This window comes from Streptomyces sp. NPDC058683 (genome assembly GCF_042716195.1).
GTDB lineage: Bacteria > Actinomycetota > Actinomycetes > Streptomycetales > Streptomycetaceae > Streptomyces.
On sequence record NZ_JBHXSK010000046.1, the window covers coordinates 28650 to 42769 of the forward strand.

At 70.2% G+C, this 14120-nt stretch carries 12 protein-coding genes; 6 read left to right on the top strand and 6 right to left on the bottom strand.

Annotation, left to right across the window (positions count from 1 at the left end; genetic code table 11):
• Nucleotides 1-163: 163 nt before the first annotated feature.
• Nucleotides 164-1015, top strand: coding sequence for a class I SAM-dependent methyltransferase (locus ACFWXC_RS39075; protein WP_384486542.1), 852 nt, complete (start codon nucleotides 164-166; stop codon nucleotides 1013-1015).
• Nucleotides 1016-1117: 102 nt separating this feature from the next.
• Here the strand turns inward: ACFWXC_RS39075 and ACFWXC_RS39080 are convergent, their stop codons facing one another.
• Nucleotides 1118-2254 carry an alpha/beta fold hydrolase gene (locus tag ACFWXC_RS39080; RefSeq protein WP_384486544.1) on the bottom strand — a complete coding sequence of 379 codons (1137 nt, stop codon included), beginning with the start codon at nucleotides 2252-2254 and terminating at the stop codon, nucleotides 1118-1120.
• Between the two features lie 415 nt (nucleotides 2255-2669).
• Between ACFWXC_RS39080 and ACFWXC_RS39085 the strand changes: the two genes are divergently transcribed.
• The 3 genes from ACFWXC_RS39085 (at nucleotide 2670) to ACFWXC_RS39095 (ending at nucleotide 6650) form a co-directional block, all read left to right on the top strand.
• Complete coding sequence (locus ACFWXC_RS39085; RefSeq protein WP_384486546.1) at nucleotides 2670-3938, top strand: MFS transporter; 1269 nt, start codon at nucleotides 2670-2672, stop codon at nucleotides 3936-3938.
• A gap of 94 nt (nucleotides 3939-4032) precedes the next feature.
• Complete coding sequence (argG, locus tag ACFWXC_RS39090; RefSeq protein ID WP_384486637.1) at nucleotides 4033-5481, top strand: argininosuccinate synthase; 1449 nt, start codon at nucleotides 4033-4035, stop codon at nucleotides 5479-5481.
• A gap of 356 nt (nucleotides 5482-5837) precedes the next feature.
• Nucleotides 5838-6650, top strand: coding sequence for a PhzF family phenazine biosynthesis protein (locus ACFWXC_RS39095; protein WP_384486548.1), 813 nt, complete (start codon nucleotides 5838-5840; stop codon nucleotides 6648-6650).
• On the opposite strand, the gene ACFWXC_RS39100 is transcribed toward ACFWXC_RS39095, so the two are convergent.
• Both ACFWXC_RS39100 and ACFWXC_RS39105 read right to left on the bottom strand, forming a co-directional pair.
• Complete coding sequence (locus ACFWXC_RS39100) at nucleotides 6640-7380, bottom strand: CPBP family intramembrane glutamic endopeptidase (RefSeq protein WP_384486639.1); 741 nt, start codon at nucleotides 7378-7380, stop codon at nucleotides 6640-6642. The two genes, ACFWXC_RS39095 and ACFWXC_RS39100, sit on opposite strands and share 11 nt — an antisense overlap.
• Nucleotides 7381-7872: 492 nt before the next feature.
• A complete protein-coding gene (locus tag ACFWXC_RS39105; protein ID WP_384486550.1) occupies nucleotides 7873-9393 on the bottom strand; it encodes a glutamate--cysteine ligase in 1521 nt (506 codons plus the stop codon).
• A gap of 558 nt (nucleotides 9394-9951) precedes the next feature.
• Here ACFWXC_RS39105 and ACFWXC_RS39110 point away from each other — a divergent pair.
• Both ACFWXC_RS39110 and ACFWXC_RS39115 read left to right on the top strand, forming a co-directional pair.
• Nucleotides 9952-10536 carry a hypothetical protein gene (locus tag ACFWXC_RS39110; RefSeq protein WP_384486552.1) on the top strand — a complete coding sequence of 195 codons (585 nt, stop codon included), beginning with the start codon at nucleotides 9952-9954 and terminating at the stop codon, nucleotides 10534-10536.
• Nucleotides 10537-10886: 350 nt separating this feature from the next.
• Nucleotides 10887-11093 carry a DUF5999 family protein gene (locus ACFWXC_RS39115; protein WP_384486641.1) on the top strand — a complete coding sequence of 69 codons (207 nt, stop codon included), beginning with the start codon at nucleotides 10887-10889 and terminating at the stop codon, nucleotides 11091-11093.
• Between the two features lie 109 nt (nucleotides 11094-11202).
• Here the strand turns inward: ACFWXC_RS39115 and ACFWXC_RS39120 are convergent, their stop codons facing one another.
• Genes ACFWXC_RS39120 through ACFWXC_RS39130 form a run of 3 tightly spaced genes read right to left on the bottom strand, consistent with a single transcriptional unit; the run spans nucleotide 11203 to nucleotide 14112 of the window.
• Nucleotides 11203-12255 carry an endo-1,4-beta-xylanase gene (locus ACFWXC_RS39120; RefSeq protein WP_384486554.1) on the bottom strand — a complete coding sequence of 351 codons (1053 nt, stop codon included), beginning with the start codon at nucleotides 12253-12255 and terminating at the stop codon, nucleotides 11203-11205.
• A gap of 31 nt (nucleotides 12256-12286) precedes the next feature.
• On the bottom strand, nucleotides 12287-13120 hold the full coding sequence (locus ACFWXC_RS39125) for a carbohydrate ABC transporter permease (protein WP_384486556.1): 834 nt from the start codon (nucleotides 13118-13120) through the stop codon (nucleotides 12287-12289).
• Complete coding sequence (locus ACFWXC_RS39130) at nucleotides 13117-14112, bottom strand: carbohydrate ABC transporter permease (RefSeq protein WP_384486558.1); 996 nt, start codon at nucleotides 14110-14112, stop codon at nucleotides 13117-13119. Before ACFWXC_RS39130 ends, ACFWXC_RS39125 begins: the two co-directional genes overlap by 4 nt.
• Nucleotides 14113-14120 lie beyond the last annotated feature (8 nt).

A 14120-nucleotide genomic window follows, 5' to 3' on the forward strand; every position in this document is an offset into this window, starting at 1 on the left:
CACCCGAGCCAACCCCCGTGGCATCAACCAGACCCTGCGAGACCTGCGGAGGACCACTACCAGCAGGGCCCTGCCAGCAACAACGCCGGACGTGCTCACAGCGCTGCCGCCAGAAGGCATACCGGCAGCGGAAGGCGCAGTTGGCTCCGTCTAGGCTGACGCGGTGACTGATGAGCAGGAGCGGGTGCAGCCGTCGGGAGTGTGGGCCACGGCGGTGGGGGTGGCCAGAGTGCGGGCGCTGGAGACCGAGCGGGAGAACGCGCTGTTCCGCGACCCACTGGCACAGGCCTTCGCCACCGCCGGCGGCCTGTGGCCCTCCTCGCCGCCGCTGCCCGATGACGAGGCCGCGCGCCGCCGCCGACTGGCCGTGTCGTTCTCCATCGTCATCAGGACGAAGTTCCTCGATGACCTGTTGCAGCAGGCCTCCGCGTCCGGGGTCCGGCAGGTCGTGCTGCTCGGCGCCGGCATGGACAGCCGGGCCTTCCGGATCGACTGGCCAGAGGGCACCCGGCTGTTCGAGGTCGACACCGCCGCGCCACTGGACTTCAAGGCTTCGGTGCTGCGCCAGGAGCAGGCCGTCCCACACTGCGAGCGGATCACCGTCGCGGTGGATCTGCGGGAGGACTGGCCAGGCGCGCTGGCCGCCGCAGGGCACGACCCGGCGGTGCCGACCGCGTGGATCGCCGAAGGACTGCTGATCTATCTGCCCGAGGACGCAGTGGAACTGCTGCTGGCCCGGATCAGCGCGCAGTCGGCGGCAGGCAGTCGGATGGGGCTGACACTGGGCTCGCGCGGCGTGATCGAGCGCTTCGGCGCGGACGCCGTGCCGGGATCGGCTGCGTCCATGTGGGTCTCGGAGATGCCCGACGACCCGGTGGGCTGGCTGGCCGGGCACGGCTGGGACGCCGCCAGCCACACCCTGCGCGAGCGCGCTGCCGCCTACGGCCGCCCGATCAGCCCCCCTCCGCAGCGCGAGGAACGGCCCGGCGGACTGATCTCCGCGGTCCGCCGGTAGAGCGCCTCCAGGCGGTCAAACTTCAGTGGCAATCGGTCAAGGTTCACTGTCACAGGACATCGACAGAGCGAGTCGTTCGAGCCGATCGGGCCGATCACCCGCTCAAGACGGCGATGACGATCTCGCGGGACCCTGGGAACGTTGATGTTCGGCCTCGGGACGGCCGTCGAAGCGGTCCACGTCGACGACCGCCTGGGCGAAGGCGGTCGGCGCCTCCTGTGGCATGTTGTGGCCGATGCCCTTGAGTGCGCGGTGGGCGTACGCACCCGTGAACCGATCGCGGTACGACGCCCCGTTGCCGGGCGCGGTGAACGGGTCGAGTTCGGGGTCGATCGTGATCGTCGGCACTCCGATGACAGGGCGCGTGGCGAGTACCTTCTCGTACCCGTCGTACCGGCGCTCGCCGTCGGCCAGCCCCAGCCGCCAGCGGTAGTTGTGGATGACGATCGCCGCGTAGTCGGGATTGTCGAACGCGGTGGCCGTCCGCTCGAACGTGGCGTTGTCGAAGTGCCAGGTGGGAGAGACCTCGACCCAGACGAGCCGGCACAGATCGTGCCGGTATGTCTTGTCCTCCATGGCGAGGCGGCCCCGCTCGGTGCTGAAGTAGTACTGATACCACCAGGTGTGTTCGGCCTTGGGGGGCAGCGGCTTCTTCTGCGCCTCGACGTTGGTGATGAGGTATCCGCTCACGGACACCAGGCCTTTGACACGTTCGGGCCACAGGGCCGCGATGATGTCGGCGGTGCGTGATCCCCAGTCGAAGCCGGCGAGAAGGGCCCGCTGGATCTTCAGAGCATCCATCAGGGCGACGATGTCCAGGGCGATCGCCGACTGCTGGGCGTTGCGGACGGTTTTGGCGGACAGGAAGCGCGTGGTCCCGTGACCGCGCAGGTAAGGGACGATGACCCGGTAGCCCTGCGCCGCGAGCAGCGGGGCGACGTCCACGAAGCTGTGGATGTCGTAGGGCCAGCCGTGCAGGCAGATGACGACGGGGCCGTGCGCGGGGCCCGCCTCGGCGTAGCCGATGTCCAGCACGCCCGCCTTGACGTGCTTCAACCGGCCGAAGGACGTGTGAGTGCCCGGTGTGACCGTGGGCACGGTAGGCGTCGGAGGCACCGTCGGAGTCGGAGTGTCACCCTCCATCTGGTGGGCGGATGCGGCCTTCGCACTTGCCTCTAGTCCGGCCAGCGTGGCCGCGCCCGTGCCGACGGCCTTGTTGAATGTACGCCTGTCGATCATGAGAGACCCCTCCGTCGCATGGATTGGGTGGGGCGGATGTGCCGGTTGCAGGCGCTCCCGTCGGGCAGTTCCGGATCATCGCGGCGCAGATTGCGCGATGACGGCTCCACAGGCGCCATCACCGGCCAGGCAGGTGATCAATTGTCGCTTGTTTCCAGCCGGGCGGCACCTTGGCCGCGTGCCGTGCGATCGGTGCGAGACGCTCGTTCCGGAGCACGACCGTCTCCCCCACGGGTTGAGCAGCGCGTCTCCGCCGACAAGTGCGCCGCGTTCCGCCGAAGCCGTCCGAGCCTTGCGCGACAGCGAGGACGGCTGATACCCACGGGTTAGCACTCTCACATGGAGAGTGCTAATCGATGCGCTGCTGAGCTGCTCGTTTGCGGCAGATGCCGGGGCGCAACAGGGAGGGGCTGCCGTGTTCGACGTCCTGCGAGTGCGCGACTTTCGCCTGGTGGCGGCCGCGGACCTCCTGTCCAGCCTGGGAGATTGGCTGCTGCTGGTCGCCGCGCCCTACTTCGTGCTCCGGCTGACAGGATCAACGCTGGCCACCGGATTGACGCTGGCGGCCGGGACGGTTCCCGCGCTCCTCCTCGGCCCGGTCGCCGGGGTGTTCGCCGACCGCTGGGACCGCCGCCGCACGATGCTTGCCATCGACGTCTTACGGGCCGCGACCGTCGCACTCATGCTCCTCGTCCACCATCCGGGCCAGCTCTGGCTCATCTACGTCGCACTGATCGGCGAGGCCGCCCTCGGCCAGTTCTTCGGCCCCGCCCGGCGGGCCCTCATCCCGGGACTGGTCGGACGCGGTCCGCACCTCGCTGCGGCGAACTCCGTGGCGGCCCTGGCCTCCGGCACCGTCCGGCTCGTCGGCGGCCCCGCCGGAGGCGCCCTCTTCGCGCTGGCCGGCTTCGGCCCTGTCGTGGCTCTCGACGCCGCCAGCTACCTCGCCTCCGCCGTCCTGATCACCGCGATCCACCACCGCCCCGAACCCTCCTCTCCACAACGTCGCGGGGGCACAGTGCTCGGGCGGTTCGCGGACGACCTGCGAGCGGGTGCAAGGCATCTCCGCGCGACCCGGGGCCTGCCCGCCGTGTTCGTCACGGCCTCGGTGTTCTTCCTCGGCAACGCGGCCCTGACGGCGCTGCTGGTGCCCTTCACCGGCACGGTGCTGCATGCCGGAGCCGGGACGTTGGGCCTGCTGTTCGCCGCGCTGGGCGCCGGCTACCTGGCCGGAGCCCCGCTCAGCCGGGCCGCCGCCGCACGCCTCTCCGACCGCGCTGTCATGATCAGCAGCCTGGCCGGGCTGAGCGCGGTCTTCGCCGCCACCTTCAACACCCACGACATCGCCTGGGCCCTCCTGCTGTTCGTCCTCATCGGGCCGCCAGGCGTGTGCTTCCTGGTCACCGTCGACACCTACCTCGCCCGCCGCACCCCCGACGCCCTGCTCGGCCGCGTCGGTTCCGCCTACGGCATGCTCCAGGCAGCAGCCACGCTGGCGGGCATCCTGGGCGGCGCGGCCCTCGGTCAGCAGGTGGGTATCGGCATCACCGCAGACCTCGCCGCCCTCTGCGTCGCCCTTTCGGCGGTTGCCGCACTGCTGATCCCGCGCCACACCACGACCGGAAGCCTCGACGCGGGCAAGCCGTCACCCCTGGCACCGCCGGAACGTTCCGCGGAATGCTGATGCCACCGTCGGCGTCAGGCGGGCCGACCAAGTCGTTCGACCACGGACCGGGGCGGACGTTGCATGACCATGCGTTCTCATGCATACTCTTCCTATGTCCAAGGTCCTCACCTCCCTTCCCGCCGGCGAGCGCGTCGGCATCGCCTTCTCCGGCGGGCTCGACACCTCGGTCGCGGTCGCGTGGATGCGCGACAAGGGCGCCGTCCCGTGCACCTACACCGCCGACATCGGCCAGTACGACGAGCCCGACATCGCCTCGGTGCCCGGCCGCGCGCAGACCTACGGTGCCGAGATCGCGCGCCTGGTCGACTGCAAGGCCGCGCTGGTCGAGGAGGGCCTGGCCGCACTGACCTGCGGCGCGTTCCACATCCGCTCGGGCGGGCGGGCGTACTTCAACACCACCCCGCTGGGCCGTGCCGTCACCGGCACACTGCTGGTGCGGGCCATGCTGGAGGACGACGTCCAGATCTGGGGCGACGGCTCGACCTTCAAGGGCAACGACATCGAGCGGTTCTACCGGTACGGGCTGCTGGCCAACCCGCACCTGCGGATCTACAAGCCCTGGCTGGACGCGGACTTCGTGACCGAGCTCGGCGGCCGCAAGGAGATGTCCGAGTGGCTGCTCGCGCACGGGCTGCCGTACCGGGACAGCACCGAGAAGGCGTACTCCACCGACGCCAACATCTGGGGCGCCACGCACGAGGCGAAGACCCTGGAGCACCTGGACAACGGCATCGAGACCGTCGACCCGATCATGGGCGTGCGGTTCTGGGACCCCGAGGTCGAGATCCTTCCCGAGGACGTGACGATCGGCTTCGACCAGGGCCGGCCGGTGACCGTCAACGGCAAGGAGTTCGGGACCGCCGTCGAACTGGTCATGGAGGCCAACGCGATCGGCGGCCGGCACGGCCTCGGCATGTCCGACCAGATCGAGAACCGGATCATCGAGGCGAAGAGCCGCGGGATCTACGAGGCGCCGGGCATGGCGCTGCTGCACGCGGCGTACGAGCGCCTGGTCAACGCGATCCACAACGAGGACACGGTCGCGCAGTACCACAACGAGGGGCGGCGGCTCGGCCGGCTGATGTACGAGGGCCGGTGGCTGGACCCGCAGGCGCTGATGATCCGCGAGTCGCTGCAGCGGTGGGTCGGCGCGGCCGTCACCGGTGAGGTGACGCTGCGGCTGCGGCGCGGTGAGGACTACTCGATCCTCGACACGACGGGTCCGGCGTTCAGCTACCACCCCGACAAGCTGTCGATGGAGCGGACCGAGGACGCGGCGTTCGGTCCGGTGGACCGGATCGGGCAGCTGACCATGCGCAACCTCGACATCGCCGACTCCCGCGCGAAGCTGGAGCAGTACGCGGGCCTCGGCCTGATCGGCTCCGCCAACCCGGCGATCGGTGCGGCGCAGGCCGCGGCGACGGGGCTGATCGGCAGCATGCCGGAGGGCGGCGCCGAGGCGATCGCGTCCCGCGGCCAGGCTGCGCCGGACGCCGACGAGCTGCTGGACCGGGCGGCGATGGAACTGGGCACGGACTGAGCGTTCCGCTCAGGGGGGCCGACTCGTCACGGGTCGGCCCCTTTTCCTGTGGGGGCGACGGCGGGCACGGGCGCCGTGGAGGCCGGCGCCGCCCGGCCGGTGCGGCGCCGTTGCGCGGTTTCGCGCAGTTCCCCGCGCCCCTGAAAGGCGCGCCGCCGTGGCTCGCGACCGGACAACCGGTGCGGCGCCGTCGTGGTCGCTCGCGCAGTTCCCCGCGCCCCTGAAGGGCGCGCCGTCGTGGTCCTTGGGGGGTGTCCATGGTCGTCGGGGGTGTCGGGGCCAGTGGAGGGAAAACGGGCCGGCGGGGCCGGATTGGCCTTGGGCGGTCGGCTCGTGGAGGGCCTAGCGTCTGGTCCATGCGGATTCGAATCGTCGATGCCTTTGCCGAGCGGGCCTTCGCCGGCAACCCGGCCGGGGTCGTGCTGCTGGACGGCTTTCCCGATGACGGGTGGATGCAGAACGTCGCCATGGAGGTGAACCACGCCGAGACCGCGTTCGCGCACCCCCTGCCCGAGGGAGCGGACGCCGACTGGGCGTTGCGGTGGTTCACCCCGGTCGCGGAGGTCGCGATGTGCGGGCATGCCACGCTCGCCACCGCCCACGTGATCGGTACGACGGGAGCGCAGGCAGGGCCCGTGCGGTTCGCCACCCGCAGCGGAGTGCTGATCGCGACGCCCGGCACGGACGGGGCGATCACCCTCGACTTCCCCACCGCCCCGCTCACCCGCGTCGACACCCCCGCCGGTGTCGCCGACGCGCTCGGCGCCGAACCCGTCGCCGCCTTCGACACCGGGCCGAACGTAGGCGACCTGCTTCTCGAACTCGCCGACGAGAAGACCGTGCTCGGCCTCTCCCCCGACCTCAGGGCCCTCGGCGCCTACTCCGCGCGCGGGATCATCGCCACCGCCCGCGCCGCGGAACCGGCCGAGGACTACGACTACGTCTCCCGCTGCTTCTTCCCGAACGTCGGCATCGACGAGGACCCGGTGACCGGCAGTGCACACACCGCCCTCGCACCGCACTGGTCCGCCCGGCTCGGCAGGCCCGATCTGACCGGCCTCCAGGCCTCCCGCCGTACCGGCTTCGTCCGCACCTCGCTGCGCGGCGACCGCACCCTGCTCACCGGACGGGCCGTCACCGTGATCGACGGGGAACTGCTCACGCCGTAGGCAGCCAGCCCACCTTGCCCGCCAGCAGCGCGTAGCCGACGAAGGCGCCGATGTCGAGCAGGGAGTGCGCCACCACCAGGGGACCGACCCGGCCCCACCGCCGGTACAGGTAGACGAAGACCACGCCCATCACCATGTTGCCGACGAAGCCGCCGATCCCCTGGTAGAGGTGGTACGACCCGCGCAGTACGGAACTGGCCACCAGGGCGGTGCCCGCGCTCCACCCCAACCGGTCCAGGCGGCGCAGCAGATAGCCGACGACGATGACCTCTTCGAGGATCGCGTTCTGCATCGCGGAGAGGATCAGCACGGGGTACTTCCACCACACGTCCGGCAGGGCCTCGGGCACCACCGTGAGGTTGAAGCCGAGGCCGCGTGCGGCCAGGTAGAAGGCGATTCCGGTGCTGCCGATCACCGCCGCGATCCCCGCCCCGCGCCCGAGGTCCGGCCAGGGGCGGGTGCGGTCGAAGCCGAGCGTGCGCAGGCTCGCGCCCTCGCGCAGGAGGAAATGGGCGACCAGGAGGACGGGGACCAGTGCGCTCGCGATGCCGAACAGCTGCCAGGCGAGATCCAGCCATGGGCGGCCCGGCGCGGCGGACGCGTTGAGGGTCGCCGCCTGGTCCTTGAGCCCGCCCGGCTTGGTGACCGATCCGACAAAGCTGATCAGGGCGGACACTCCACTCGCACCGAGCGAAAGCCCCAGAACGAGCAGCGTCTCGTCCCTGAACATCCGCTGCGAGGGCCGCTCCAGTGGGTAAGTACCGGCCACCTGATCCGCCTCCACCTGCACTCCTGCCTCCGGTCGAGCAAGACCGTGCGTGCCGGGCTGTCGGGGGACAGGGAAGGCACCACCGTCATGGGACGTCACAGCTTGCCCGATCAACCCCGGGCGGGCGCGGCCGACCCCCGCCCCCGGACCCGCCGTCGCACGATCACCATGGCGACGGCCACCTTTTGAGCCCAGAGCCCCGGCAGCGCCTCCCGCACAACAACGTTCACGGTAACGCGGTCAGAGGCGCGAGAAACTGCGCGACCAGCCCCGACGGCGCCACGCCCGACACCCCACCGCACCACGCACGACGACTACCCCACGGCACCGCGCACCGCGACGACCCTCACCGCACCACGCACCGCAACACCCCCCACGCCACGCATCGCGACAACCCCCACCACGCCACGCACCGCAACAACCCAACCGCGCCCACCGCGCCCCCCTCGCCCCTCACCCCATCAGCACCGGCTCCAGTAACCCCACCGGCCACGTATGCACCGGCTCGCCCTCATTCATCAGCTCCGCATAGCGCCGCGTCATCGCGGCCAGCGCCTCGTCCCTCGGCAGCCCCCGCTCCACCGCCCGGTGGAACGTCGCCGCCTGCCAGGACGCCCCGTTCACCCGTCGCCGGCACCGCTCCTCGATCACGCCCAGGTAGAAGTCCCGGTCGGCGGCCTCCACCCCCCACGCGTCCAGTCCCGCCGCCGCCAGCGGCAGCAGTTCGTCGCGGACCAGGGTGACCGCGTCCACCTCGGTCGTACCGCCGCCGTACCGGCCCCTCCTCGGCCACACCAGCCGCGCGTCGATGCCATGACGGCACGCCGCGTCGAAGTTCGCCTCGGCCGCGGCGAACGGCAGCCGCGTCCACACCGGTCGTGACTCCTCCGCGAGCGCGCGGACGAGGCCGTAGTAGAACGCCGCGTTGGCGATGACGTCGGTGATGGTCGGCCCGGCCGGCAGGACCCGGTTCTCGACGCGCAGGTGCGGGACACCGTCGGCGACGCCGTACACCGGCCGGTTCCAGCGGTACACCGTCCCGTTGTGCAGGACGAGTTCGGCGAGCTTCGGCACCCCGCCCGCGTCCAGCACGGCCAGCGGGTCCTCCTCGTCGCAGATCGGGAGCAGCGCCGGGAAGAAGCGCAGGTTCTCCTCGAAGAGTTCGTACGCGGAGCTGATCCAGCGCTCGCCGAACCAGATGCGCGGCCGTACGCCCTGCGCCTGGAGCTCCGGCGGCCGGGTGTCCGTGGCCTGGAGGAACAGCGGGGGCCGGGACTCCCGCCACAGTTCACGGCCGAAGAGGAAGGGGGAGTTCGCGCCCACGGCGATCTGCGCGGCGCAGGCCGCCTGCGCCGCGTTCCACACGTCGGCGAAGCGGGCCGGGGTGACCTGGAGGTGCAACTGGACGGAGGTGCAGGCGGCCTCCGGGACGATCGACTTCGACGTGCACCTGAGGTGCTCGACGCCCTCGATGTCGAGCACGAAGTCCTCGCCCCGGGCGGCCACGATCTGGTCGTTGAGCAGGGTGTACCGGTCGACCTCGGAGAGGTTCGCGGAGACCAGGTCGTCCCGCTCCAGCGTGGGCAGAATGCCGATCATCACGATCCCGGCGTCCACCTCGCCCGCCTTGCGGTCGGCGTACGCGAGCGACGTCCGGAGTTCTTCGTCGAGCCGGTCGAATACCCGGCCGGCAAGCCGGTGTGGAGCTATGTTCACTTCCAGATTGAACATGGCGAGTTCTGTTTGGAAATCTCGGCTCGCGATACGTTCGAGAACCTGTCCGTTCAACATTCTCGGCATGCCGTCCGCACCGGCGAGATTCAATTCGATCTCGACGCCCATGAGGTTCTTGGGGCGGTCGAACCGCTTCTCCACCAGCAGTCGCTCCAGCCCCGACAGACAGTCGCGGAGCTTTTCGCGGTAGCGCTGGCGATCGGACAGGTCGAACCGGCCCGCCACGACCTTCTCCCCCATCGAAGCGTCCCTCCTCGAATGGGCGGACCGAGGTTCCGGCCGCCGATGGTCCCGGGTCCAGGTGGGATGATGCCCACCGGAAGCGATCGATAACGTCGCGCGCGGCTCCGGTAGCCGCTAGTCTGTTGGAATGTGTCCTGCGGCACATTCACGGGGCATGGGGCATCATGCAACTTCGGGTTCCCCGATGTCCTCGTGAAAAACGCCGACGACATTCGGCCGACCGCGAGAACCCTGTATTCCGAGGTCAGCACGGTCGCCGTGGGCCGGAAATCGGGAGGATTCCGCACGTATCAACGGCCGAATTGCGCCTTGTTCACTTTTGTGGAACGACCCGGCGAAACACCGTCTGAACAGGCGTCGTATAAACTCCGCGAACAAGGCAGAAGGCTGGCGCCCACGGTCTGGTTCCTGCCCTCTGAATGACGTGCGGCAGACAACGCCCGCACCTCTCTTCACCGAGCCGGGCCCCCGCCTCTCTGACCCCCCTGTGAGCTGACAGCGCCGTCCGCCCCTGCCCTCGCGCCGCCGCGCCTGTCGAATGAGAGGCGACCCACCATGCCGCTGCAATTCCCTCCTGCGCCCGCGCCCGCCCTGCGTTCCGTCCTCACCGCCCTCGGTTCCCCCACCGCGGTCCGCGAGGCCCGTACCCCCTCCCTGCGCACCGCCCAGGGACCCGCGACCCCCGAACTCCCTCTGCCCGTGCACGTCCTGGACCGGATCGCGCCGGAGGGCATGTCCGCCACCCGGCTGGCCGGCTGGCGCTTCCTGATCCGCTGCGGGGACCGCGCGGTGGCCGCGGCCGAGACGATGCTCACCCCGGACGGCTGGGCCTTCTCGCACTTCTTCGAGGGGCCCTACATCTCCTCCACCGAGCGGGCCCTGCACCAGGCCGAGGCCCTGCAACAGACCTACCAGCCACGCCTGTTGTCCCTGCCCGGCCTCTACATGCTCACCCTGTGGCTGCACGGCGACCGCACCGCGGACGGCGCCGAGGGCCACCCGGCCGCCAACGACCTGCTCGTCCCGCTCGCCCCGGCCCCGCCCGGCATCGCGGCCCACCGGCCGCACCCGGTGGCCGAGCTGCTCCCCGTGCTCACCCACCGGATCACCACGGCGCCCCTGCTCATCACACCCGCCTGAGACCGTCACCCGCCGTACCCCGTCACCCTTGAACGAGTGACGGGGTACGTTCATATTTCCACAAGTCAATATCTGGGACACCGGAAGCCGCTCGTACGAGCAATTGGCTGCTCCTAAGAGCCGGATAACCCTTCCCTGTCGACCTGACTAGCTCCATCCGGCCATGCGAAACCATCCGAATTGGCAGCCCGGTCGAGATGAACCGTCCGCGCGAGTGATGCGTCTCCAACCTGTGAGAAGCGGTGCGGCTAAATCCCTGCGGAACATCGCCCGGAGGGCAACACTGGTTTCCGACCGACTCATCACCACGGGGGACCGAGATGACCACCACAGAGCGAGAGACCCCACTCATGTGCCAGCACCAGCCACCGTGCCCGACAGCAGCATCCGCCGACCGGGAGTCCGCCCGCCTGACGGCGCACCACCCGGAGCAGGGATGGAGCCTGCTGTGCAACGGCGTCCTGCTCTTCGAGGACACCGGTGAGCTTCTGCCCGACGGCCAGATCATCGCGCCGCACCGCCCGGTCGGCGCCGGCAGCGTGATGACCGCCGCCTGACAGACAACCGCACCACCCCCCGGGCGGCCCCGCCGCTCCGCCCGGTGACCAGCAGGGGCCGGACGCACACACATGGTGCGCACCGGCCCCGACGCGCGTCCGGGGGTGACTACCCCCTGTAGCCGAGCGCTTGGCGCAGTGCGAAGTAGGCCGGTTTGGGAGCGAGTTGATCGTCCCAGGGCAGGGCCGCGCCCTCGCCCGGGAAGAACGCCGGGATCCACGAGTACTTGTCCGTGTAGTCCCAGACCGTCAGGCCCACGCACCGCCGTACCGCGAGGCACGCCTTGGTCAGATCCGCGTACCAGGTCGCCTGCTCGGCCAGTTTCGCGTCGGTGGCGGGCAGTTGCATCCGGACGTCCACCTCGGTGAGCGCGGTGTCCAGGCCGAGCCGGGAGAAGCGGCGGAGGTTCTCCTCCAGGGTGGCCGGATAGCCGTACTGCAGGGCGAGGTGGGCCTGGAAGCCGATGCCGTCCAGCGGCACGTGTTCCGCCGTCAGCTCCTGGGCGAGCGCGTAGTAGGCGTCGCTCTTCGGGCCGGTCGCCTCGATGTTGTAGTCGTTGAGGTAGAGCCTGGCGTGCGGGTCGGCCTCGTGGGCCCAGCGCAGCGCGTCGGCGATGTAGCCGGGGCCGAGCGTCTTGTACCAGAGGGTCTCGCGGTAGCTGCCGTCCTCGTTGAACGCCTCGTTGACGACGTCCCAGGAGTAGACCTGGCCCCGGTAGTGCCGTACCTCGGTCTGGATGTGCTTCTTCAGCACCGCCCGCAGTTCGGTGGCCGTCCACTCGCGGGAGGTGAGCCAGCCGGGCAGCTGGCTGTGCCAGACCAGGGTGTGGGCGCGGACCCGCTGGTGGTTCCCGCGGGCCAGGCCGACGATCTGGTCGCCGTCGGTCCAGTCGAAGACGCCCTGTTGCGGCTCGGTGGCGTACCACTTCATGCCGTTGCCGGGTGTGATCATGTCGAACTCGCTGCCGAGCAGCTTGGTGTAGGCGGTGTCGGTGAGTTCGGGGTTGTCGGTGGCGCTGCCGAAGTAGCGGCCGTGGCGCTGGGCCAGTTCGGCGAGGGTGGCCGGCCGGCCGTGGGCCTGGGCGGCGGGGCCGGTGGCCACCCCCGCCGCCACCAGCACGGCCGCGAGGGCACCGGCGAGTCTGAGACGTGTGCGGGACATCGTGCGACTCCGATCAGTAGGGAGTGCGGATTCAGCCCTTGGTGGCGCCGGCGGTGAGGCCGCCGACGAGCTGGCGCTCGGCGACCGAGTAGAAGGCCAGGGCCGGGACCATGGCGAGGACCAGATAGGCGAAGACCCGGGCGGTGTCCGCGGAGTACTGGCCCTGGAACTGCTGCACGCCGATCGGGATGGTCCACCAGGTGGAGTCCGTGAAGACCAGCAGCGGCAGCAGGAAGTTGTTCCAGCTGGTGACCACCGCGAGCACGGAGACCGTGCCGAGCGCGGGCCGGGCCATGGGCAGCAGGATCCGCCAGAAGAAGGCGAAGGGCCCGCAGCCGTCCAGGGTGGCCGCCTCCTCCAGCTCGCCGGGGATCTCCCGGAAGAAGCCGCGCAGGATGATGATGGTCATCGGCAGTCCGAACGCGGCCTGCGGGAGGATCACGCCCAGCGGGTTGTCCAGCAGGTTCATCGAGCGCAGCAGCAGGAACAGCGGCAGCGCCGCCACCGCGAACGGGAACATCAGCCCCATCGTGAACACCGTGAACAGCACCTCACGGCCCCGGAACGCGAACCGCGCGAAGGAGAAGGCCGCGAGCGCCGACACCGCGACCACCAGCACGGTCGTGCCCACCGCGATCAGCGTGCTGTTGCCGACCAGCCGCCAGAAAGCGCCGGAGCCGAGGATGTCACCGTAGTTGGAGACGATCCAGGAGCCGGGCAGCCCGACCGGGTTGCGGGACAGCTCGTCGGTGGACTTGAACCCGGACACCACGGCGTACAGCAGGGGTACGACCATCACCGCGCCGACCACGACGAGCACCAGGTGCAGGGGCACGGTCCGTCCGGTCGTCCTACGGCCGCTCATGCGCCGTCTCCCCTCATGTTGGTGGTGGCGCCGGCCAGGTCGCGGCGGAGCACGAACCGCTGGTAGGCGAGGGCGAAGACGAGGCTGATGGCGAACATGACCACGCTGATCGCGCTGGCGTAGCCGACCTGGTAGCGCTTGAAGCCGTACTGGAACATGGTCACGGCCATGGTCTCGGAGTGGTGGTCGGGTCCGCCCGCGGTGATCACCCAGACCAGGTCGAAGAGCTGGATGGAGCCGATGACCGACAGGAAGACGCTGATGCGCAGGGTCGGGGCGAGCAGCGGCAGGGTGACATGGCGGAAGCGCTGCCAGGGGTTCGCGCCGTCGACGGTCGCCGCCTCGGTCAACTCGGCCGGGATGGACTGGAGTCCGGCCAGGTAGAGCATCATGTGGAAGCCGAAGTACTTCCAGGTCATGACCAGGAAGAGGGTGGCCATCACGGTGGACGGGTCGGAGAACCACTCACCGCCGAGGCCGTCGAGCCCGACGGCGCCGAGCACATGGTCGGCGAGCCCCTGGCCGGGCGCGAAGATCATGCCGAACAGCACACCGGTGATCGCCTCGGACAGCACGTAGGGCGCGAAGAACAGCATCCGGTAGACGGCCCGGCCGCGGATCCGCTGGTTGAGCAGGACCGCCATGGCGAGCGCGAACGGCAGTTGCAGCGCCAGCGACAGCAGCACCAGGAGCAGACAGCGCCACAGGTCGCCGAGGAAGACCTCGTCCTGGAAGAGCCGGGTGAAGTTGTCGGTGCCGGTGTAGTCGGACGGCATGCCGAAGCCGCCCCAGCGGAAGAACGAGGCGTAGACCGCGAACAGGATCGGCAGCAGGACGAGGACGCCGAACAGGACCAGGGCGGGCAGCTGGAAGCCCATCGCGGTGAGCCAGTGCAGCAGCCGGCGCCGGGAGCGGGTCCGGCCGGAGGGCGGGGGCGGCTGGGGCGGGGCATCCGGTCCGGACCGCATGCCGGACAGGTAGGTCGAGGTCATCGGCCGGC